This window comes from Pseudomonas sp. S3(2024) (genome assembly GCF_036861315.1).
GTDB lineage: Bacteria > Pseudomonadota > Gammaproteobacteria > Pseudomonadales > Pseudomonadaceae > Aquipseudomonas > Aquipseudomonas putida_A.
In genome coordinates this window covers 915,564-939,602 of the sequence record NZ_JAZAQQ010000002.1, presented here as the reverse complement: position 1 = coordinate 939,602, position 24,039 = coordinate 915,564, and the positions used below count along the sequence as shown (strand labels likewise).

At 62.8% G+C, this 24,039-nt stretch carries 11 protein-coding genes; 6 read left to right on the top strand and 5 right to left on the bottom strand.

The features are described 5' to 3' along the window. The first annotated feature begins 16 nt into the window (after positions 1–16). From dsbD to dsbG, 3 genes are read left to right on the top strand one after another with little or no spacing between them, the layout of a single operon-like run. The gene (dsbD, locus tag VLA07_RS09015; RefSeq protein WP_333989054.1) at positions 17–1,759 is read left to right on the top strand and encodes a protein-disulfide reductase DsbD; all 1,743 of its coding nucleotides are present in this window, start codon (positions 17–19) and stop codon (positions 1,757–1,759) included. Then, a complete protein-coding gene (locus VLA07_RS09010) occupies positions 1,760–2,629 on the top strand; it encodes a TlpA disulfide reductase family protein (RefSeq protein WP_027613398.1) in 870 nt (289 codons plus the stop codon). Then, complete coding sequence (gene dsbG, locus VLA07_RS09005) at positions 2,605–3,375, top strand: thiol:disulfide interchange protein DsbG (protein WP_253150010.1); 771 nt, start codon at positions 2,605–2,607, stop codon at positions 3,373–3,375. Before VLA07_RS09010 ends, dsbG begins: the two co-directional genes overlap by 25 nt. A gap of 113 nt (positions 3,376–3,488) precedes the next feature. Here dsbG and VLA07_RS09000 read toward each other — a convergent pair whose 3' ends face one another. Next, complete coding sequence (locus tag VLA07_RS09000; protein ID WP_333989053.1) at positions 3,489–4,304, bottom strand: alpha/beta fold hydrolase; 816 nt, start codon at positions 4,302–4,304, stop codon at positions 3,489–3,491. Between the two features lie 211 nt (positions 4,305–4,515). Continuing rightward, positions 4,516–17,514, bottom strand: coding sequence for a non-ribosomal peptide synthetase (locus VLA07_RS08995; RefSeq protein WP_333989052.1), 12,999 nt, complete (start codon positions 17,512–17,514; stop codon positions 4,516–4,518). Positions 17,515–17,884: 370 nt separating this feature from the next. On the opposite strand from VLA07_RS08995, the gene VLA07_RS08990 reads away from it, so the two are divergent. Beyond that, entirely contained in the window at positions 17,885–18,439 is a 555-nt protein-coding gene (locus VLA07_RS08990; RefSeq protein WP_027613402.1) for an RNA polymerase factor sigma-70, read from the top strand. Between the two features lie 134 nt (positions 18,440–18,573). On the opposite strand, the gene VLA07_RS08985 is transcribed toward VLA07_RS08990, so the two are convergent. From VLA07_RS08985 to VLA07_RS08975, 3 genes are all read right to left on the bottom strand, one after another. After that, positions 18,574–19,587: a GNAT family N-acetyltransferase gene (locus tag VLA07_RS08985; RefSeq protein WP_333989051.1), complete on the bottom strand. Its 1,014-nt coding sequence runs from the start codon at positions 19,585–19,587 to the stop codon at positions 18,574–18,576. A 79-nt stretch (positions 19,588–19,666) separates the two neighbouring features. Then, complete coding sequence (locus VLA07_RS08980) at positions 19,667–20,464, bottom strand: substrate-binding periplasmic protein (protein ID WP_027613404.1); 798 nt, start codon at positions 20,462–20,464, stop codon at positions 19,667–19,669. A gap of 92 nt (positions 20,465–20,556) precedes the next feature. Continuing rightward, positions 20,557–21,180: a TetR/AcrR family transcriptional regulator gene (locus VLA07_RS08975; RefSeq protein ID WP_027613405.1), complete on the bottom strand. Its 624-nt coding sequence runs from the start codon at positions 21,178–21,180 to the stop codon at positions 20,557–20,559. A 183-nt stretch (positions 21,181–21,363) separates the two neighbouring features. Here VLA07_RS08975 and VLA07_RS08970 point away from each other — a divergent pair, with 183 nt between their 5' ends. After that, complete coding sequence (locus VLA07_RS08970; RefSeq protein ID WP_333989050.1) at positions 21,364–23,154, top strand: acyclic terpene utilization AtuA family protein; 1,791 nt, start codon at positions 21,364–21,366, stop codon at positions 23,152–23,154. Positions 23,155–23,166: 12 nt separating this feature from the next. After that, positions 23,167–24,036: an SDR family oxidoreductase gene (locus tag VLA07_RS08965; RefSeq protein WP_247268229.1), complete on the top strand. Its 870-nt coding sequence runs from the start codon at positions 23,167–23,169 to the stop codon at positions 24,034–24,036. Positions 24,037–24,039: the final 3 nt, after the last annotated feature.

The following is a 24,039-nucleotide window of genomic DNA, read 5'->3' as shown; positions in this document are numbered from 1 at the left end:
GGGACAAGGCTCCTCCATGCGTCATTTTTTTCTTTTGTTTGCACTGCTGATCTCCGGCCTGGCCCAGGCGGGAAACAACCCATTCGAGACCAAACCGGAGTTTCTGCCGGTCGACAAAGCCTTCGTGCTCACCTCCGAACGCCTTGAGTCCGGGGAAACCCAGCTGTTCTGGCAAATCACCGACGGCTATTACCTGTACCAGAAACGCCTGAAATTCGACGGTTTGACGGCCGAGCAGCAGCCTGCGCTGCCCGAGGGCGAGTCGCACAGTGACGAGTTCTTCGGTGAACAACCGGTGTATCGCCAAGGGCTGGAGGTAAAAATTCCGGCCGCGGCCAGCGGTCAGATCAAGGTCAGTTACCAAGGCTGCGCCGATGCCGGCCTGTGTTACCCGCCGCAGACCCGGGTCATTGATCTGGGCGGCAAAGCCACGCCAACGACCAGCGCTGAAGCACCGGATCAGGCCCTGGCCAGCAGCCTGCAACAACGGGCGCTGGGCTGGAGCCTGCTGGTGTTTTTCGGCCTCGGCCTGTTGTTGGCGTTTACCCCGTGTTCGTTGCCGATGCTGCCGATTCTGGCGGGCATGATTGTCGGCAGCGGTGCCACCCCGCGCCGTGGGTTCGCCCTGGCCAGCAGCTACGTGATCTGCATGGCGCTGGTGTATGCAGCGATGGGGGTGATCGCTGCGCTGCTCGGCGCCAACCTGCAGGCGTGGCTGCAAAATCCATGGCTGCTCGGTGCATTTGCAGCAGTGTTCGTGGTGCTGGCGCTGCCGATGTTCGGCTTCTTTGAATTGCAATTGCCGGTGGCCCTGCGTGACCGCCTCGAACACGCTTCGCGCAGTCGCAGCGGCGGCAGCCTGATTGGCGCCGGGGTGCTCGGCGCGTTGTCCGGTCTGCTGGTCGGTCCGTGCATGACCGCACCACTGGCCGGGGCTTTGCTGTACATCGCGCAGAGCGGCAATGCGCTGCACGGTGGCTTGATTCTGTTCGCGTTGGGCATCGGTATCGGGGTGCCGCTGTTGCTGTTGGTGACCGTCGGCAATCGCTTCCTGCCAAAGCCTGGCGCGTGGATGAACCTGCTCAAGGGCATCTTCGGTTTCCTGTTCCTCGCGACCGCGCTGCTGATGTTGCGCCCGGTGCTGGACTCGTCGCTGTGGCTGGGCCTGTGCGGCGCGCTGCTGCTGATCGCCGCGTTCTGCGCCTGGAAGCAATCGGACGGCTTCGGCCGGGTCGCCCAAGTGTTCGGCGCCAGCTCGCTGTTGCTCGGTCTGTGGGGCAGCCTGCTGCTGATCGGTGCCGCCGGTGGCAGTGACGACCCGTATCAACCGCTGCAGGTGTACAGCGCCGGCCGAGTCGCCAGCACCACGCCGAGCGGGCATGACGCGTTCACCACGATCAAGGATCCGGCCGCCCTGCAGCGCGAACTGGATAGCGCCAAGGCTCAGGGCCAGTGGGTGCTGCTCGATTACTACGCCGACTGGTGCGTGTCGTGCAAAGTCATGGAAAAACAGGTGTTCGGCAAGGACAAGGTCATGCAGGCACTCAGCGATGTGCGCCTGCTGCGCCTGCTGCGCCTCGACGTCACTGCCGATAATGCCGCCAGCCGCGAGCTGCTCGGCCGCTACAAAGTCCCGGGGCCACCGAGTTTTGTCTGGATCGGCACCGACGGCGAAGAACGACGCAGCCAGCGCATCACCGGTGAGGTGGATGCCGAGACGTTCCTGCAACGCTGGACCACCACCCGAGACGCCAATTAAATGCTGACGTTCACCCTCGGCACCTTTGCCATCGCGCTTAACCATCTGCTGCTGATCAGTGCCCTGGCGCTGGCGACCTTTGTCGGCTGGCGGGTGGCCAAGCGTGGCGGCGATAACCCCGAGTCGGCGCTGTTCAGCCTGTTTCTGCTGGGCATGCTCGCGGCACGCGTGGCGTTTGTCGCCCTGTACTGGGGCCACTATCGCAACGATCCGTGGCAGATCATCGACCTGCGCGATGGTGGATTCCTCGCCTGGCCGGGGGTGATCGTGCTGCTGCTCACCGCTCTCTATCGCGGCTGGCGCCGCCCGGGCCTGCGTCGGCCATTGGGTTTTGGCGTGGCCAGCGGCGTGCTGTTCTGGTTGTTGGCGACCCTGTCACTGAACATCTACGAACAAGGCACGCGCTTGCCGGAAATCACCCTGCGCAACGCCGCAGGCGAGACCATCCAGCTCAGCGACTATCAGGGCGGACCATTGGTGATCAACCTGTGGGCAACCTGGTGCCCACCGTGCCGGCGCGAGATGCCGGTGCTGGAAAACGCTCAACAACAACGCCCGGACCTGACCTTTCTGTTCGTCAATCAGGCCGAAAGCATGCAAAGCGTTGCCACCTTCCTGGAAACCCAGGGCCTGAGCCTGAACAACGTGCTGTTCGACCGCAGCGGTCGACTGGGTCAGGCCGTGGGCTCCATGGCGTTGCCGACTACGCTGTTCTATAGCCCTGACGGTCGCTTGCTGAGCAGTCATCTGGGCGAACTGTCGAACGCCAGCCTGGCCCGCGCCCTGGAAAATTTCGACATCCCGAATCCAACCGCCGCACCGGCCACCTCTGCAAGGAAACTGCCATGCCCCGCCTCCGCCACCTGCTGACGCTGACTCTGGGCACTGCCCTGCTGCACCTGCCGTCGGTGCAGGCCGCCGAAGAATTGCCCGCCGCGATCAAGCAGATCGAAGCCAAGGGCGCAAAAATCGTCGGCCAGTTCGACGCCCCGGACGGCTTGCGTGGTTATGCGGCGCAGTACCAGAACCGTGGCATGGCGTTGTACCTGACGCCAGACGGGAAACACGTGTTGCTCGGCAATCTGTACGACGCCGACGGCAAGGATCTGAGCAGCGAGCCGTTGCAGAAACTGGTCTATGCGCCGATGGCCAAGGAAATCTGGGGCAAGTTCGAAGCCAGCAACTGGATTCAGGACGGCAACAAGGACGCGCCGCGCACCGTGTACCTGTTCAGCGATCCCAACTGTCCGTACTGCAACATGTTCTGGGAACAGGCGCGACCATGGGTCAAGGCCGGCAAGGTGCAGCTGCGGCACATCATGGTCGGGATCATCCGCGAAGACAGCCCGGCGAAATCCGCCGCGCTACTGGCGGCAAAAGATCCGGCCAAGGCCCTGGAAGATCACGAGAAGGCCGGCAAGGCCAGCACCCTCAAGCCATTAAAAGACATTCCAAAAGCGGTGCAGACCAAACTGGCCGCCAACATGCAGTTGATGGAAGACCTGGAACTGCAGGCGACGCCGGCGATTTTCTACATGGATGACAAGGGTGAGCTGCAACAGCAGCAAGGGGCGCCTTCGCCGGAGAAACTGACGAAGATTCTCGGGCCGAAGTAAGCCCGGATTCGTTGTTGCCTGATCTGGCCTCTTCGCGGGCAAGCCCGCTCCCACAGAGATCACCGCGGTCACTGTGGGAGCGGGCTTGCTCGCGAAAAGAACGATGACTCGGTTTAACGATTGCGCTCGTTCAGGAAGGTAAACAGTACCTCGTTTACAAACTGGGGATTCTCCAGACTGGAGATATGCCCCGCCTCCGGCACCAGCACCCACGGACACCCGATCAACTCAGCCATTTCCTGTGCCTCCGACGGCGGTCGCGGTTTGTCCTGATCGCCGCACAGCACCAGGGTGGTCGCGGCATTCAGTTCGCCCAGGCGCGGCAACAGATCATCACGGCTGAAGGTGATACGCCCCATCGGCACGATGCTTTCGCGCAGGCGATCCGCGGTGTAGGCCGCCAGTTTGGCGCGGAAGTCCTGATACAGCGCCGACTGCGGATCGATGCCCGGGCGGAAGAAGATCGGCACCACGATGTCGAGCAACTGAGGCGCAATCTCGCCGCTTTCCTCGATTTGCTTGAACAGCGAAAAATAGTACTGACGGGTCGGCTCAGGCTCGACGCCGACATAGGTGTCGAGCAACACCAGACCGTTGATCCGCTGCGGTGCCGACAACGCCAGACGCACGCCCCACATGCCGCCGACCGACAGCCCCGCCAGCGTTATCTGCTCGATCTGCAGGTGATCGAGCAAGGCCTCGACCTGCCGCGCGATGTCATCCAGCGAGGTCGTGCCTTGCGGCAAACGCCCGGATTCGCCATGGCCCCACAGGTCCAGCGCAATCACCCGATAGTGCGGCGACAGCGCAGCGATCTGCGGCGCCCACATGGCCGTGTCCCACAGATAACTGCCCGCCAGCAACACGGCCGGGCCGGTGCCTTGATCAATGTAGTGCAGCGCTTGTCCGTCAACCGTGAAGAAAGGCATCGACCACCCCCGAGACAAAAAAGAGAACCGGCAGACTGAGCTGCCGGTTGTTGATCGTCAACCCTGGACATGTACGTGAATATGCCGGTTTATTTGTGTTGAATTCACTGACGCATTCGCGAGCAAGCCCGCTCCCACATTGGGTCTGCGTACACAGAACTAAATGTGGGAGCGGGCTTGCTCGCGAAGGGGCCGGTACAGACGCCGAAGATTACAAGCCCTCCAGCTCCGCCATCAGATCATTCAAGCGATCCACTTTATCCTCGGTCATGTCACTCGCCGCCAGGCCTTCGATGTACTCGGCCAGTTCCTGCACCGTGCTGCACTCGAACATCGCCCGTAGCGGCACATCGCGTTGCAGGGTTTTCTGCACCCGCGAGGCGATCTGCGTGGCCAGCAATGAATGCCCGCCCAACTCGAAGAAGTTGTCGCGCACACCGACCTTGTCGACCTTGAGCACTTCGGCCCAGATGTCGGCCAGGGTCTGCTCCAGTTCGTTGCGCGGGGCCAGGTAGTCCTGGCTCTGCAACTGACCGATCTCCAGCGCCGGCAGGGCCTTGCGGTCGAGTTTGCCGTTGGTGTTGTGCGGCAGTTGATCCAGCCACAACCAGTGCAGCGGCACCATGTATTCCGGCAGTTCGCTGCGCAGGCGTTGCTTGATCCGCTCCAGACGTTCGCTCGGGTTGAGCGCCGAATCCGCCGCGACCAGATAGCCGACCAGATGTTTGCCATTCACGCCTTCCTGCACGCCGACCGCCGCATCGCGGACTTCCGGCTGTTCATGCAGACGCGCCTCGATTTCACCCAGTTCGATCCGGTAACCGCGAATCTTCACCTGATGGTCGACCCGGCCGACGTACTCCAGCACCCCGTCACTGCGCCGCCGCGCGAGGTCACCGGTGCGATACAGACGCTCGCCCGGCGCGCCGAACGGGTTCGGTACAAACACTGGCGCAGTGCGCAGCGGATCGCTGACGTAACCGCGACCGACACCGGTCCCGGCCACGCACAACTCACCCACCGCGCCCAACGGCACCAGTTCCAGCGCGCCATCGACCAGGTACAGCAAGTTGTTGTCGGTCGGCGTACCGATCGGCAGATAGCTGCCGCGAGTCGAAGCCATGTCCACACGGAAGAACGCCACGTCATCGGAGCATTCCGCCGGGCCGTAAGCGTTGACCAGACCGATCTGCGGATAACGCAGCAGCCATTGGTGCGCGAGTTCCGGCGGCATTGCTTCACCGGTCGGCAGCATCCAGCGCAGACCGTCGAGACTCAGGCGTTCCGAGGCGAGCATGCCCTGAATCAGCGAAGGAACGCTCTCCAGCACGGTGATGCCCTGCGCTTGCACATGCACCAGCAAGCCCTGCGGATCGTGAGCGATAGTGTTCGGCACAATGTCCACCCGCGCCCCGAACAGCGGCGCGGCGAGGAACTGCCAGACCGAAATATCGAAGCTTTGCGAAGCGGTCTGCGCGATCACGTCGGCGTCCGTCAGTTGCAGGTACGGCACCTTGCTCAACTGGTTGTTGAGCATGCCGCGCTGCTCGACCATCACGCCTTTCGGCAACCCGGTCGAACCCGAGGTGTAGATCACGTAGGCCAGGTTGTCTGGGCCACTGTAGATTCCCGGGTTGTGCAGCGATGTCGCCAGCGCCTGCACTTCTTCCCAGACCAACAGCCGTGGACGGTTGGCGCAGCTGAACTCATCGAGCAAAGTCTGCGCCTGTTGGCGGCAGGCTTCGCTGCACACCAGCACTGGCGTGCGGCTCAGCTCGATGATCCGCTGCAGACGCTGGCTCGGCAGGCCCGGATCCAGCGGCAGGTAACCGGCACCGGCCTTGAAGCTGCCGATGATCATCCCCAAAAGATCCAGATTACGTTCGGCCAGCAACGCTACCGGTTGATCCAACTGCACCCCGGCGGCGACCAGTGCTTGGCCGAGGCGGTTGGCGTTGAGGTTGAGCTCGGCATAGCTCAGTTGCTGATCAAGGCAAGTGGCGGCGATGCGCTGCGGATGCGCCGCGACCTGCGCTTCGAACAGCGCCACGTAGCTCTGCTCCAGCGGATAATCGTGCGCGCTCTGGTTGCAGCCGTGCAGCAGGAAGTCCTGCTCCTCGGCCCCCAGCAGCGGCAAATCAGCCATGTCACCGTGGAAGCCATCGACCAATGCCAGCAGCAGGCGCTTGAACTCACCGAGCATGCGCTCGATGGTCGATTCGTCGAAGTAGCGCTGGTCATAGGACAGATGCAGACCGAGGTCATCGCCCGGGTAGCACACCGCCGTCAGCGGGAAGTTGGTGTGGGTACGACCAGAGTCCGACGTAGCGTTGAGGCTCTGTGCACGGTCCAGCACCGAGACTTCCACCGGCGCGTTCTCGAACACGAACAGACTGTCGAACAGCGGTTGGCCTTTCGGCAATTCGCTCTGCTCCTGGATGTTCACCAGCGGCAGGTATTCGTACTCGCGCAGTTGCATGTTGCTGTCGAGCAAAGCGCTCAGCCACTGCCGCACACTGCTGCGCTGATCGTCCTCAGGCATTTTCACCCGCAGCGCAATGCTGTTGATGAACAGACCGACGGTGCGTTGCATCTCCGGCATTTCCACCGGGCGCCCGGCCACGGTGACGCCGAACAGCACGTCGCGATCACCGCTCAGACGGCGCAGCACCAGTGCCCACGCCGCTTGGGCGAAGGTGTTGATGGTCAGTTGATGGGCCTGGGCCAGCTCGCGCAGACGGGCGCCGTCCTCGACATTCAGTCGCGTGTAGCGGTCGCCAACGATCATGCCGCCGCTTTCGCCCGCGTGTTCGCGCAGGAACGGTCGGTCGCTCGGGATCGGTGTGGTGCGCTCGAAACCTTGCAGGTTCTGCTGCCACCACTGACGCGCCTCGGCCAGGCTCTGGCGTTGCAGCCAGCCGATGTAGTCGCGGTAGCGCGGCGGCAGCGGCAACTGTGCTTCGCGACCTTCACCGAGGGCGGTGTAGATCTCGAAGAAATCGTTCATCAGCAGCGAACGACACCAGGCATCGATCAGGATGTGGTGGTTGCTCATCATGAACCAGTAACGCGCCGCGCCGACCTTGATCAGGCGCAGGTGGAACGGTGCCTGATTGAGCAGATCGAACCCGGCCTCACGCTCGCTTTTCAGCAGCGCTTGCAGCTTCGGTTCTTGCTCGTCCTCGGCGATGGCGCTCCAGTCCAGGTACTCGATCGGCGTACGACCCGGGGTGTGGATCACTTGCAGCATGTCTTCGCCGACGTTCCAGCAGAACGACGCACGCAGCGCTTCATGACGGGCGACCACCGCTTGCCAGGCTTGGGCGAAACGCTCGGGATCGAGCTCGCTGTTGATCCGGTAGCGATCCTGCATGTAGTACAGACCGGTGCCCGGTTCGAGCAAGGTGTGCAGCAACATGCCTTCCTGCATCGGCGTCAGCGGATAGACGTCTTCGATCTGCGCCGCCGGCACCGGCAGTGCATCGAGTTGCGCCTGGGTCAATTTCGCCAGCGGGAAGTCCGAAGGCGTCAGGCCACCGGCCGTGTCTTGCAGGCAATGTTCGATCAGGCTTTGCAGCTCGCCGAGGTAGGCGTCGGCCAGATCGTTGATGGTTTGCGCCTCGTAGCGCTCGGCACTGAAAGTCCAGCGCAGCAGCAGTTCGCCGCCGTACACCTGACTGTCGATGCTCAACTCGTTTGGCAACGGCGCCTGCGGATCGTGGGCCGCACCGACCGGCTCATCCAGCGGACGGAACAGCGCATCGCTGGCGAAACTCTGGTCGAACTGGCCGAGGTAGTTGAAGGTCACCGGAGCATTCGGCAACGCCGCCATGCTGCGCTGGCTGAGGTCATCGGCCAGATAACGCAACACGCCATAACCGAGGCCTTTGTGCGGTACCGCGCGCAGTTGCTCCTTGATCGCCTTGATCGAAGCGCCCTGTCCGGCGGCCTCTTCGATGTTGTGCGGGGTCAGGCGTAATGGATAGGCGCTGGTGAACCAGCCGACGGTGCGGGTCAGGTCGATCTCGTCGAACAGCGTTTCGCGGCCGTGGCCCTCCAGTTGAATCAACGCCGACGGCTGCCCGCTCCAGCGGCACAGCACGCGGGCCAGCGCGGTCAGCAGCAGATCGTTGACCTGCGTGCGGTAGGCCCGCGGCGCCTGTTGCAGCAGTTGTTGGGTACGCTCGGCATCCAGGCGCACGCTGACGGTTTGCGCGTGACGATTCTGTTGTCCGCCCTGCGGGTTTTCGCACGGCAGATCGGCGTTCGATCCGGCCAGTTGGGTTTGCCACCAGTTCAGTTCTTCACGCAGTGATTCGCTGCCGGCGTAGGCCTGCAAACGTGCCGCCCAGTCCTTGAAGGCACTGGTTTTCGCCGGCAGTTTTACCGACTGTTCGGCGTCGAGCTGGCGATACACGGTTTGCAGATCGTCGAGCAAGACGCGCCACGACACACCGTCGACCACCAGGTGATGGATCGCAATAAACAGGCGTTGCTGCCCTTCGGGACCATCCACCAGCAAGGCGCGCAGCAGCGGGCCGTTCTGCAGATCGAGACTGCGCTGGGCATCGGCGAACAGCGCTGCGCACTTGTCCATCGCCGCCACCCGCACTTGCCACAACACCTCGGCGTCGGACACCGGTTGATGCGTTGCTTGCCATTGATCGTTGGCCTGAGTGAAGCGCAGACGCAGGGCGTCGTGCTGTTCGATCACTGCCAGCAGCGCTTGCTCCAGACGATGCGGTTCCAGCACCACGCTCGGCTCCAGCAGCAGCGCCTGGTTCCAGTGCTGACGCTCAGGGATTTCAGTGTCGAAGAACCAGTGCTGGATCGGCGTCATGGCCGACTCGCCGAGCACCAGTCCCTGCTCGGCAGTGACTTGCTCGCTACGGCTGGCGACAGCGGCCAGGGTCTGCACGGTCTGATGCTGGAACAGATCCCGCGGGCTGAAATGAATGCCCTGCTGCCGCGCACGGCTGACCACTTGAATCGACAGGATCGAGTCGCCGCCGAGTTCGAAGAAGTTGTCGTTGAGACCGACCTGCTCGACGTTGAGCACCTCGCACCAGATCTGCGCCAGGGTCTGCTCCAGCTCATTGCTCGGGGCGACATAGTGCTGACGGTTCAACTCCGGATCCGGTGCCGGCAACGCGCGGCGGTCGAGTTTGCCGTTGGCGGTCAGCGGCATGCTCGCCAGCAGGATCAGGTGCGTCGGCACCATGTAGTCCGGCAGTTGCGCCTTGAGGTGCGACTTCAGGGCTTCACGCAGTGAAGCTTGTTGCGCTTCGCCCTGCTCGGCAACTTCGCTGACCAGGTAGCCCACCAGTTGCTTGCCGCTCGGCGCATCCAGCGCCAGCACCACCGCTTCGCGGATCGAGTGGTGATCGAGCAGTCGGGTTTCGATCTCACCCAGCTCGATGCGGAAACCACGGATTTTCACCTGATGGTCGATCCGGCCCAGGTATTCCACCAGACCATCGGCGCGCTGGCGCACCAGATCGCCGGTGCGGTACATGCGCCCGCCATCGGCGGCAAACGGGTCTGCCACGAAACGCTCGGCGCTGATGCCCGGACGGTCGTGATAGCCCTGCGCCAGACCGGCGCCGCCGACGAACAATTCACCGGTCGCGCCTTGCGGCACCAACGCCAGATCGGCGTCGAGAATGTACGCCACGCGGTCACCGATCACGCTGCCGATCGGCACGCTGCCGGCGCCCTCTTCAAGCACTTCCGGGGCGAGACTGGCGAGCGGCATGACCACGGTTTCAGTCGGGCCATAGGCGTTGAAGAACAGGCTCGGTTTGAACGCGGCGCGAATCCGTTGCAGGTGCTCGCCAGTCAGCGCTTCGCCGCCGGTGATGATCATCCGCACCGGCAGAACCTGGTTTTGCGTGGCGAGGAACTGCGCCAACTGGCTGCCGTAGCTCGGGGTGAAGCCGAGCACATTGATCCGATGGGTGCGGATCAAGTTGCAGATCTCTTCCGCGTCCCACTGCCCTTGCGCTCGCAAAACCACCTGCGCGCCGCTGAGCAGCGGCACCAGCAGACGCTCGGTGGCGGCGTCGAAGTTGATCGAATAGAAGTGCAGTTCGCAGTCGTCGGGGCGCATGCCGAAACGTTCGATCACGGCCTGGCAATGCATGGCGATTTCGCCGTGGGACACCACCACGCCTTTCGGCTTGCCGGTCGAGCCCGAGGTGTAAATCAGATAGGCCTGATGCTGCGGCAGGCTGATAAAAGGCAACTCGCTGACCGGGTAATCCACCAGCGCCGCGCTGTCATCTTCCAGGCACCAGCGCGCCACGCTCGACGGCAAATCGCCGAGGGCGTTGAACATCGCCCGGTCGCTGAGCAGCAGACCGATGCGGCTGTCTTCGATCATGTAGTGCAGGCGATCGAGCGGGTATTCCGGGTCCAGCGGCACATAGGCGCCACCGGCCTTGAGAATCGCCAGCAGGCCGATGACCATTTCCAACGAGCGCTCCAGCGCCAGACCGACCCGCACCTGCGGGCCGACCCCACGCTCGCGCAGGGCCCAGGCCAAGCGATTGGCGCGGGCATCGAGTTCGGCGTAGCTCAGAGTCTGTCCGGCGAAAGTCAGGGCCGGCGCGTCTTTGCGCGCCAGCGCCTGCTCGGCGAACAGATGATGGATGCACTGATCGAGACGACGCTCGCCCGGTTCAACGCCGAGGCTGTCGAGCAATTGCTGTTGTTCAGTCGGGTCGAGCAGCGGCAACTGGCTCAAGCGCTGTTGCGGATCGGCGATCAATGCTTCCAGCAGGTTCCACCAATGCTGGGCCATGCGTGCAATGGTCGGTTCGTCGAACAGATCGGTGCTGTAGGTCAGGCAGCAACCGAGGCGATGGTCGAGGTCGGTGACTTCCAAGTTGAGGTCGAACTTGGTCGCTCGCGCATCGTTGGCCAGGTACTCGACGGTCATCCCGGCGAGCATGCGGCTCTGCTGGAATTCCCAGCGCTGCACGTTGCACATCACCTGGAACAACGGGTTGTACGCCGCACTGCGCGGCGGTTGCAGCGCTTCGACCAGATGATCGAACGGCAGGTCCTGATGCGACTGGCCTTCGATAACGGTGTGGCGCACTTGCTCGAACAGTTCGCCGACCGACATCTGCCCGTCGAGCTGGCAACGCAGCACCTGGGTATTGAGGAATGCGCCGATCAGCCCTTCGCTTTCCGGACGAATCCGGTTGGCCACCGGCGCGCCGATGCGCAGGTCGGTCTGGCCGCTGTAGCGGTAGAGCAAGGTGGCGAGCGCAGCGGTCATGGTCATGAACAGGGTCAGACCGTTTTGCGCATTGAACGCACGGACGCGGGCGGCGAGATCGTCACTCAGATCAAAACGGAACAATTCACCCTGATGGCTTTGCACCGGCGGACGCGGACGATCGCCGGGCAGTTCCAGCAACGGATGTTCGCGACCCAGTTGCGCGGTCCAGTAGTCGAGCTGGCGCTGACGCTCACCGGACTCCAGCCACTGCCGCTGCCAGACGCTGTAATCGAGGTACTGCACCGGTAGCGGTTCCAGCGGCGAATCGCGCTCATCGACGAACGCTTCGTACAGCGCGCTGAGTTCGCGGGCAAAAATATCCATCGCCCAGCCTTCAGTGACGATGTGGTGCAATGTCAGCACGAAGTAATGCTCGTGCTCGGCGGTCTTCACCAGACAGGCGCGCAGCAGCGGGCCGCTTTCCAGATCGAACGGCAGATGCGCTTCGTCATCGGCCAGTTGCTGGACCTGCTGTTCACGCTGGTCTGCCGGCAGTTTCGAGAAATCCTTCCAGCCCATGCGCACGCCGGTCTCGGCATGCACCTGCTGACGGGCCACGCCATCGACGCTCGGGAATGTGGTACGCAAGGTTTCGTGGCGCAGGATCAACGCCTGCAAGGCTGCCTCGAAATGCTCGACGTGCAACACGCCGCGCAGGCGCGCCATGCCGCCGACGTTGTACGCCGGGCTGTCCGGCTCCATCTGCCAGAGGAACCACATGCGCTGTTGCGAGTACGACAACGGCACCGCTTGGCGGCGATCGACTTTGGCAATCGGCGGCTGTTGGTTGGTCTGGCCGCTGGCCTGGATCAGGCGGATCTGTTCGGCAAAATCGCCGAGTTCACTGTGCTCGAACAAGGCGCGCAACGGTAGCTCGACGTCACAGGCCTGACGGCTGCGCGAGATGATTTGTGTGGCCAGCAACGAGTGCCCGCCGAGGGCGAAGAAGTCGTCGCGCAGACCGATCCGTGGCAGACCCAACACTTCGCGCCAGATCGCGGCGATCTGTTGTTCCAGCTCTGTGACCGGTTCGACGTGTTCACGCACTTGCCACTGCGGCTCAGGCAAGGCGCGACGGTCGAGTTTGCCGCTTGGGCTGAGGGGCATTGCGTCCAGGCGCATCAGTTGCGCCGGGACCATGTATTCCGGCAGCTCGGAGGCCAGCGCGTTTTTCAGGCGGGCGATCTGTGCGTCCTGATCTTCGCTGGCGTCGGCGGCAGTGAAATAGCCGATCAGTTGCGCACCGGCTGCGGTTTCCCTTACCAACACCACGGCCTGGGCGACGCCGTTTTGCGCCAGCAGCCGCGCTTCGATTTCTTCCGGTTCAACGCGGAAACCACGCAGTTTGACCTGCTGATCGAGGCGCCCGAGGTATTCGATCACGCCGTCCGAGGTCCAGCGTGCACGGTCACCGGTGCGGTACAAACGTGCGCCCTGCTCGCCCAACGGGTCGACCACAAAGCGCTCGGCCGTCAGCGCCGGGCGACCGAGGTAACCCCGGGCCAGACCGATGCCGCTGATGCACAGTTCACCCGGCACACCGGCCGGCACGGGATTGAGATCGGCGTCGAGCACGCGGCAGATCACGTTGCCCAGCGGCCGGCCAATTGGCGAACGCTCGCCGTCGGCCGTGGTGCAGTGCCAGTGGGTGACGTTGATCGCGGTTTCGGTCGGGCCGTAACGGTTGTGCAGTTGCACCGCCGGCAGCTGCGCCAGCACGCGGTTGCGCAGTTCCGCCGGCAGCGCTTCACCGCCGGAGAACACCCGGCGCAGGCTGGTGCATTCGGCGCTCAGCGGCTCGTCGATGAACAGCGAAAGCAGTGGCGGCACGAAGTGCAGCGTGGTCACACCGTATTTCTGCACCAGTTGCGCGATGCGATGCGGGTCGCGGTGTTCGCCGGGGCCGGCGATCAGCAGACGCGCGCCAGTGATCAGCGGCCAGAAGCATTCCCACACCGATACGTCGAAACTGATCGGCGCCTTTTGCATCAGCACGTCGCTGTCATTCAGGCGATAGCTGTTCTGCATCCACTGCAGCCGTTCGGCCAACGCGGCGTGGGTGTTGCCGACGCCTTTTGGTTGACCAGTGGAGCCGGAGGTGTAAATCACGTAGGCGAGATTGTCGCCGTGCAGGTGCAGACCCGGTGCCTGAATCGGCCAGTTTTCCAGGTGCAACGCGTCCATGGCGATCACGCTGACGCCGTCACTGGCCGGCAAGCGGTCGAGCAATGCGCTCTGGGTCAGTAGCAGTTCGACGCCGCTGTCGCTGAGCATGTAAGCCAAGCGCTCGGCCGGATAATCCGGATCCAGCGGCACATAGGCGCCACCGGCCTTGATGATCGCCAGCAGGCCGATCAGCAGTTGCGGCGAACGCTCGGCGGCAATCGCCACGCACACGTCCGGGCCGACACCTTTGTCGCGCAGATAGTGCGCGAGGCGGTTGGCCTGGGCGTGCAATTCGGCGAAGTCGAGGCTACCTCCGTCCCACACCAGCGCGGTGCGTTCCGGGGTCCGCCGCGCCTGTTCGTTGAGCAGCTCCGGCAGCCATTGCTGCGCCGGGGTGCACGGGGCGACGCTCCATGCCTGTTGCTGCTCGTGCTCACACGGAGTGAGCAATGGCAGGTCGCCGATCGCCTGTTGCGGCTGCTCGCAGACCGCGCGCAGCAGGTTGCTGAAATGTTCGGCCAGACGCTCGATGGTCGCTGCTTCGAACAGTTCATCAGCGTAGTCGAAGGACAGGGTCAGGCGCCCGTTGCGATCTTCTTCGCTGTGCAGTTGCAGATCGAACTTGGCTTCGCGGCTGTGCCACGGCAGCTCTTCGGCGAGCAGCCCCGGCAGGCGCTTGAGCGCACTCACGTCGCGTTGCTGGTGGTTGAACATGACCTGGAACAGACCTTGTTCGCGAGCCTGCGGGAACGCTTCGAGCAGTTGTTCGAACGGCAGATCCTGATGGGCCTGAGCCCCCAGCGCGGCCTCGCGGGTCTGCACCAGCAACTCGACAAACGACTGCCGCGAATCAACCTCGGCACGCAGCACCTGAGTGTTGATGAAGAAGCCGATCAAGCCCTGGGTTTCCAGGCGCGGACGGTTGGCGTTGGGGATGCCGATGCGGATATCGCGTTGACCGCTGTAGCGGTGCAGCAGGCTCTGGAACGCCGAGAGCAACAGCATGAACGGCGTCGATTGATGCGCCTGCGCGGTCTGCTTGATCGCGTCGCTGAGGCTGACACCGAGGCGCACGCTGTGGCGCGCGGCGCTGTGCAATTGTCTGGCCGAACGCGGATGATCGGTGGCCAGTTCCAGCACCGGATGCTCGTCGCCCAGTTGGGCTTTCCAGTACGCCAGTTGCCGCTCGCCCTCGCCTTGCGTCAGCCATTGGCGCTGCCAACTGCCGTAGTCGGCGTATTGGGTGGGCAGCGGCGCGAGTTCGGCGCGCTGGCCTTGGGATGCCGCAGCGTACAGGCGCGAGAATTCGTCGATCAGCACGTTCAGCGACCAGCCGTCGGCGATGATGTGATGCAGCGTCACCAGAAGCTGATGATCTTCATCGTCGAGGCGTACGAGTGTCACCCACAGCAGCGGGCCTTTTTCCAAGTCGAATTGAGTGCGCGCCTCGTCCTCGCGGATCTGTTGCGCGCGGGCTTCACGCTCGTGCGCCGGCAAGCCGCTGATGTCGATCAGTTGCAGATTGAATTCAGGGGCGGCATCGACTTGTTGCAGGGCTACACCGTCACGCTCGAAGAAGCGCGTGCGCAGCGATTCGTGACGCTCGATGAGTTGCTGGAAGCTGGCGCGCAACGCGTCTTCGTCCAGCTCGCCGCGCAGACGCAGGGCGCCGGGGATGTTGTAGGCGCTGCTGTGCGGGTCGAGTTGCCAGGTGATCCACAAACGGTTTTGTGCCAGCGATTGCGGCAGTGCTTCGCTGCGCGACAAGGCGTTGATTGCACCTTGGGCGTTGCCGCCATCCTGTTGCTGCTGCGCCACGGCAGCGGCGAATGCCGACAGGGTCGGTGCTTCGAACAGCAGGCGCAGGTTCAGCTCCAGCACCAGTTCTTCGCGGACCCGGGCGATCACTTGCGTGGCGGCAATCGAGTTGCCGCCGAGCAGGAAGAAGTGGTCGTCGGCGTTGACCTGTTTGAGATTGAGTTGCTCAGCCCAGATCTTGCCGATCAGGGCTTCCAGCTCGGAAGCCGGCAGGGTCGATTCGCTACTTTGCACCTCGGCGGACGGGAACACCGCGTAGCTGTCGAGGCTGCCATCGGCCAGACGATTGCGGCACGCCGAGCGTTGCAGCTTGCCGCTGGACGTCTTCGGCAGCGCGCCCGGGTTGAGCAGCACCACCACGCTTGGCGCTTCCTGATAGGCCTCGGCCACCGCCTGGCGAATGGCTTTGATCAGCGCTTCGGGCGGCAGGATCTTTTGCACGCTGCGGCTGATTTCCGCCGCGATGCCGATGCCTTCTTCGCCGTCCTGAGTGACCGCGAATGCCGCGACGCGACCTTTGCGCACCACTTCCACTTCACGCTCGACGGTTTGCTCGATGTCCTGCGGATAGAGGTTGTGACCGCGCACGATCAGCATGTCTTTCAGGCGACCGGTGATGAACAGTTCACCGTCGCGGATGAAGCCCAGGTCGCCAGTGCGCAGCCAGGTGCGACCGGCGTGCTGGACAAAGGTCTTGGCGCTGGCCTCGGGGTTGCGCCAGTAGCCGTGAGCGATGCTCGGCCCGGCGGCCCAGACTTCACCGACCGCATTGTCATTGAGTTCTTGCAGACTGCTCGGCTCGACGATCAGCACCGCATGGGCCGGCTGGCTGATGCCGCAACTCATGATCGGGCTGCCGTCGCCCGGCTCGGCGCGGTTTTGCGCCAGTGCCTGATCATCGACGCGCAGCGCAGGAATGCCGGTGCCCCGTGGTGTGCCGGCGACGAACAGGGTCGCCTCGGCCAGACCATAGGAGGCCATGAAGCTGTCTTCGCTGAAGCCGCACGGGGTGAACTTCTCGGCGAAGCGCTCAAGGGTATCGAGACGGATCGGTTCGGAGCCGGAATAGGCTACGCGCCAGCGGCTCAGGTCGAGGCGCTCCAGCGCCGATTCGCTGACCCGCTCGCTGCACAAACGATAGGCGAAATCCGGCCCGCCGCTGATGGTGCCGCCGTATTGGCTGATCGCTTCGAGCCAGCGCAACGGGCGACCGAGGAAGTAAGCCGGCGACATCAGGATGCACGGCACGCCGCTGAAAATCGGTTGCAGCAGGCCGCCGATCAGGCCCATGTCGTGGTACAGCGGCAGCCAGCTGACGATCACGTCGTCGGGGTTCACGTCGATGCCGAAACCGTCGCGAATCAGCAGCTCGTTGGCCACCAGATTACCGTGGCTGACCTGCACGCCTTTGGGCAGCGCGGTAGAACCGGAGGTGTATTGCAGAAAGGCGATGTGGTCCTGCGGCAGGGTCGGCTCAATCCAGGCCTCGGCCAGGGCGTTGTCGAGGGTATCGACGCACAACAACGGCGGCGCGCCGTCGATTTGTTGCAAGGCATCGCGCAGGTCGGCACTGGTCAGCAGCAGGCGCGGTTCGGCGTCGGCAATGATCGACAGCAGGCGTTCCTGATGATGACGACGGGCGGACTCCGGCGGATAGGCCGGCACGGCGATCACCCCGGCGTACAGGCAACCGAAAAACGCCGCGACGTAATCTGCGCCACTTGGAAACAGCAGCACCGCGCGATCGCCGAATTCAGTCTGACTCTGCAACGCGGCAGCAATAGTGCGCGCGCGTTGATCCAGTTCGCGGTAACTGAGCACCACGCCCTGCTCCTCGGTTTCGGCGAGAAAGCGCAGGGCCAGGCGATCCGGCGTCTGTGCCGCACGGCGCTGGAGGGCTTGGACCAGAGTGCTAGGGAGTTCGAACGCGTCGGTCATGAGGTTTCCTGCCTGAATTCGGCTTGCTAAGTGGAATCGGGTTGCTGCGTCACGCCGATCGAGGGCGTGCAGGGCGCGGTCTGTGCCGACCGCGCAAGGCATCGGAATGCTGTCTGGCCGGGGCTCGGTACCCGGAACCATTCACCAATGAGAACGGATGACGTCTTGAAATAATTAGTCGGCAGGCTGGATCGCCAACGGGGGCTGGGGTGTGGCGGTGTGTCGCAGTTCTCGATTCGCACCTTTACGGAGCATTAGTTCTCTTTCTCAATTGACAATCATTATCATTCAACATAATTTGTCGCTCGATGTGTAGGACGGCCCCGTCCCCCAGGCGTCCCACTAACCTATTGGCAGCAAGGTGATTTCCATGACGGAACAAGTATCCACAAGCAGGTGCGATTCACCGCTACTTCAGGCCTTCGTCGACAATCGACTGATTCTGGTGAAGATTGCAGCGCGCATTACCGGCTGCCGTTCACGCGCCGAAGATGTGGTGCAGGATGCGTTCTTCCGCTTGCAGTCGGCCCCGCCGATCACGTCGTCGATCAAGGCGCAATTGAGTTATCTGTTCCAGATCGTGCGCAACCTCGCCATCGATCACTACCGCAAACAGGCGCTGGAACAGAAGTACTCAGGCCCGGAAGAGGAAGGGTTGAATGTGGTCATTCAGGGCGCTTCGCCAGAAACCTCGCATATCAACTTCTCGACGCTGGAACACATCGCCGACGCGCTGACCGAACTGCCCAGCCGCACCCGCTACGCCTTCGAGATGTACCGTCTGCACGGCGTGCCGCAAAAGGACATCGCCAAGGAACTCGGCGTCTCGCCAACCCTGGTCAATTTCATGATTCGTGATGCGCTGGTGCACTGCCGCAAGGTGTCGGGCAGTCGCGGGGATGCGGCCTCGATGGGTCGCCGCTAAGCCCTGAATTCGGCGTCAAGCCATTCGCGAGCAAGCCCGCTCCCACATTTGACCGGCGTACACAGGTCGATGTGGGAGCGGGCTTGCTCGCGAAGGCAGACTTGAGACCGCAATAGATCCCAGGCCTTGTCACCTCAGGCCAGCTTGCACCGATCAAAAAACCGCTCACGCCCCAGAATCATCAACGCCGCGCGCTTGTGCGGAAAGTCGAATTCCTTCTCGCAGTGGAAGCACTGATTCTGCATGTGGCCGATCATCTTCGCGTTGTCGGCACGCGGTTCGGCGACCACGCGCTGGGTACGCGGATCATCCAGAAACAGATAGTGCACCAGCGCCGACAACCAGCTCGCGACCTTGTGCGGGCCACGGTGACTCTCTTCCCCCACCAGCATGTGAATGCCACGGTCGTAAGCGTCGGCGTCGTAGAACGGCGCGATACGGTCTTCCTTGGCCCAGTAGGCCTCGAAATAGGCAAACGGTTGATCGTCGAAGCAGCCGATCAACGTCAGCGTGTGCGGATCGGCGTCTAGCTTGCTCAGGTATTCGCGATGCTGCTCAAGACTGCCCTCCTCCTGCCAGAAACTGGCGACACGCGGACTGTTCTGCCAGCGATTGAACCGCGCCAGATCCTGCTCGATCTCCACCGTGCGCAGGGAAATCCACGCCCCGAGGCGTGCATCGAAACGTCGATAGACTTCGCCGCGCGGCTTGACCGGACGCAGCGGATGGCGCTTGCCCTGGCTGATCACCATTTGTTGTGGGTAGCTGCCGCTCAGCGATGTACCGAGCCATGGCTGCGGCAATTGCCAGAAAAGGGTGCGCTCGCAACGGTATTCGCCGGCCACTTCGGTGCTGACCAGCAAGCCGCTGAGCAAGGCTTCGGTGGGCGGCTGGTCCAGTTGCCAGAGCAATTGCTGACGCTCCGGCTCACGGGCGAACAACCAGTAACAGGCCGCCCACAACGCCAGGCCGGGGGGCAGGGCAAAACGCTCATCGAGCTGAATCGGGCCGGTGCCGTCACGATTCAGACGCAAGCGAACCAGCGGTTGCCCGTCCAGGCTCAGGCTCAGACGGCTTTCAGTAGCATCGGCTACCAGTTCACTGCCCGAAGGCAAGGCCAGGGCAGTCAGGTCATTCAGATTGGACATGGGTCGGGCTCACGATAATCGTCGACAGTTCAACGATGGGACGTGAGCCGCACGGGAAAATTTAGCCGGCGGGGTGAAATCAGTGTTGCGGTACCGGTACCAGAGCGATCTTGTATGGCTCGAAAATCTTCAGCATCTGCCCGTTGTCCCGCAGCTCCTGCAACAATTTGCCAAACGCCTCGCCGGTGATCGGCGCGGCCGGGCGCAGAATGGAGTAATGGTGATAAACCTGATCGATGCGCTGCGACACCAGCAACTTGTCAGCCACCTTTTCGTTGCGTTTCAAGTAGTCGAACAGGTAGGAGCGCGTGACCAAGGCGATGTCGGCGCGCCCGCGCAGCACCATCAACAGGTTGCTGTCATGGGAATAGGTCAACGTGGCCTTGAACGTATCCGCGAGAAATTTGGGGTCGGCGTTGAAATTGGCAAACTCGTAGTGATAACCGCTGTACAGCGCCAGCCGCTTGCCCTTGAGGTCCGAGAAGTAATCCTGCTGCCGACCCTCTTCGCGTTGCGCGACGAAAATCTCGGCATCTTCCAGACCCATATCGACCGTGGTGTGTGGAATGTCCTTCCAGCCCCACTCCGGGTTTTCGAAAATCGCCATGTCGGTGCGCCCTTCCTTCAAGTCACCGAAACGCCGGGGAATCGAGGTCGGTACCAGGACAAACTGATACTCCGTCTGCAACGCATTCAGCGCTTCGACCAATTCCGGCAGCAGACCGGTGTCGGCTCCGTTTTCCGGGCGGATGGTGTAAGGCGGAAAGTGCGCGGCGCCCACTCGAACCAGTTGCGCCGCCTGCGCAGGCAACCCTGAAAATGCCGTCAGCGCGACGAGTACCAGCCCCGTGGCCGTCCGAATTGGCGAAGACTTCAAAACACCCCACTCCCCGAAAAAATACCGATCAATGCATTCAAGCTAGGCGGTTTCGCCCAGTTAGCCAGTTTCCTGACCTGTTGGAACGTGGGTTAACGCTCTTCGAGCACCAGAATCAGCGCTTCATCGGCCAACTGATCGAGGCTCAGGCTGCCGCCGGCACGAAACCAGGTGGTGGTCCAGGACAGCGCGCCAGTGAGAAAACGTCGGGTAATGAATACATCGCCACGGATAAACCCCGCCTCCTTGGCTTCGCCCAGCACCTGCAACCAGAGGTCTTCATAGACATCGCGCAGGGCCAGCACCCGGGCCTGACCTTCTTCGGACAGCGAACGCCATTCATAGACCAGCACCGCCATGGCTTCGCCGCTGCCGCCCATGATCGACTGCAACTCGCAGCGGATCAGCGCCAGCACCCGCTCGCGCACGTTGCTGGCTTCGGCCAGCGCGGCGCGCATCAGCGCGGTGTTGTAGCGGATGGTTTCTTCCATCACCGCCCGGAGGATTTCATCCTTGCTCTTGAAGTGATGAAAAATGCTCCCGGACTGGATCCCCACCGCCCCCGCCAGGTCACGCACCGTGGTGCGCTCGTAGCCTTTGTTGCGGAACAGGTGAGCCGCCACTTGCAGCAGTTTGCCGCGGGCGCTGTCAGGGTCGGTCAACTGGCCTTGGTCGACCAGTTCGCGCATGACCCTCAGGGCTTTTTGCTCGTCCACCCGTTCTCTCCTACAGTCGATCAGTCTGTTGCCCCCTGAACACGCAGGGTTGCGCGCAATTTAAGCCGCGGGCCGCAACCAAGCAAGCGCTTGGGCAGAAGATATTTCAGTGGTTTACAAACCAAGCGCTTGCTTGGTAGCCTCCAGACACTTCTGTCGCAGGTTCCTGAGTCGGAGATAAAAATGCCCACCACCGTTCGGATCGGATGCGCCAGCGCATTCTGGGGTGACACCAGTACCGCCGCCGCACAACTTGTGGCCGGCGGGCAGCTGGATTATCTGGTGTTCGATTACCTGGCCGAAATCACCCTGTCGATCATGGCCGGCGCGCGCATGAAGGACCCGCAGGCAGGGTTCGCCGGGGACTTCGTTGAGGTGCTCGCGCCGCTGCTGCCGCAACTGGCCGAACAGAAGATCCGCGTGATCAGCAACGCCGGCGGGATCAATCCAAAAGCCTGTGCCGCCGCCCTGCAAGCCGCCTGCGACAAGGCCGGGGTCAAGCTGAAAATCGCCGTGCTGCTCGGCGATGACCTGCAACCGCAATTCAAGCAACTCGCCGCCCAAGGCATCCACGAAATGTTCAACGGCGCGCCGCTGCCGCCGATGTGCGTATCGACCAACGCCTACCTCGGCGCACCGGGCATCGTCGAAGCCCTGCGCCTGGGTGCCGACATCGTCATCACCGGGCGCGTGGTCGACAGCGCGGTGGTCAGTGCGGCGCTGGTGCATGAATTCGGCTGGGCGTGGCACGACTACGACAAACTGGCCCAGGCCGCGCTCGCCGGGCACATCATCGAATGCGGCGCGCAATGCACCGGGGGCAATTTCACCGACTGGCGCGACGTGCCGGACTACGAACACATCGGTTTTCCCATCGTTGAAGTCAGTGCCGATGGCCAGTTCATCGTGAGCAAACCCGAAGGCTCCGGCGGGTTGGTGACGCCGCTGACCGTTGGCGAGCAGATGCTCTATGAAATCGGTGATCCACAGGCCTATCTGTTGCCGGATGTAGTCTGCGATTTCACTCAAGTGAAACTGCAGCAACAGGGCAAAAACGCCGTGCACGTCCACGGAGCCAAAGGCCTGCCGCCCAGCGATAAATACAAGGTCAGCGCAACTTACCCGGACGGTTTCCGCTGCACCGCCAGTTGCCTGATCGCCGGCATCGATGCGGTGGACAAGGCGCGCCGCGTCAGTCAGGCAATCATCGACAAGACTGCAGAAATGTTCAGCCAGCGCGGCTGGCCACCCTACAGCGAAGTCAACATTGAACTGCTCGGCAGCGAAGCCACATACGGCCCTCACGGCCAGCGTCGGGACAGCCGCGAGGTGGTGATCAAACTTGCGGTGCGCCATCCACTGAAACCGGCGCTGATCCTGTTCTCCCGGGAAATCGCCCAGGCTGCCACCGGCATGGCACCGGGACTGACCGGCATCGTCGGCGGACGGCCGACGGTATACCCGCTGATCCGTCTGTTCTCGTTCCTGATCGATAAAACCGCCTGCACCCTGCACATCGACATGGCCGGTGAACAGCATCCCTGTGCCCTGCCCGCACAAACACCACTCGACAGCCACGATCTGCCAATCCCCGACCAGCCACCCAAACCCCAGGGCCGCGCCGACGCCAGTGTGCCGCTGATAAAACTGGCGGTGGCGCGCTCCGGTGACAAGGGCAACCACAGCAACATCGGTGTCCTGCCGCGTCGACCGGAATACCTGCCATGGATCGCCGAAGCGCTGACGCCAGCGGTGATCGTCGACTGGATGCGCCATGTGCTCGACCCGATTCACGGCCGGGTAGAACGCTGGTACCTGCCCGGCACCCACAGCCTGAATTTTCTGCTGGAGAACGCGCTTGGCGGCGGAGGCGTGGCGAGTCTGCGCATCGATCCCCAGGGCAAGGCCTTCGCTCAGCAACTGCTGGAAATCCAGATCCCGGTGCCGCAGAGCATCGCCGAACAACTCGACTAGAGGTTGGGCTTCATGGCTTACGCATCGATTTTCAAAGCCGATCTGTTCAGCGGCCAGACCATCATCGTCACCGGTGGCGGCAGTGGCATCGGCCGTTGCACCGCGCATGAACTGGCGGCGCTCGGCGCCACTGTGCTGCTGGTCGGGCGCAAACCGGAGAAGCTGCAAAAGGTCGCCGCCGAAATCAGCGAAGACGGCGGCCGCGCCCATTGGCAGGCCTGCGACATCCGTGACGAAGACGCGGTGAAGCAACTGATCGCCGGGCTGATCGCCGAACACGGGCCGATCCACGGTCTGGTCAACAATGCCGGCGGCCAGTACCCGTCGCCACTGGCCTCGATCAATCAGAAAGGTTTCGAAACCGTACTGCGCACCAATCTGGTCGGCGGCTTCCTGATGGCCCGGGAAGTGTTCAACCAATCGATGAGCAAGCACGGCGGCAATATCGTCAACATGCTTGCCGACATGTGGGGCGGCATGCCCGGCATGGGCCACTCGGGCGCGGCACGTTCGGGGATGGACAACTTCACCAAAACCGCCGCGTTCGAGTGGGGGTACGCCGGGGTGCGGGTCAATGCGGTGGCGCCGGGCTGGATCGCGTCCAGCGGCATGGACACTTATGAAGGCGCGTTCAAAGCGGTGATCCCTACCCTGCGCGAACACGTGCCACTCAAACGCATCGGTACCGAATCGGAGGTCAGTGCAGCGATCGTTTTCCTGCTCAGTCCGGCGGCGGCGTTCATCAGCGGCAGCACCTTGAAAATCGATGGCGCGGCCAGTCTCGGCAGCCGCGCATGGCCGTTGCACAAGGCAAGCCACAGCGAGTCGTTCAACGGTTTCCATCGGGCGTACCTGCCCGACGTGCTCAAGGACAAGGAGTAAGCC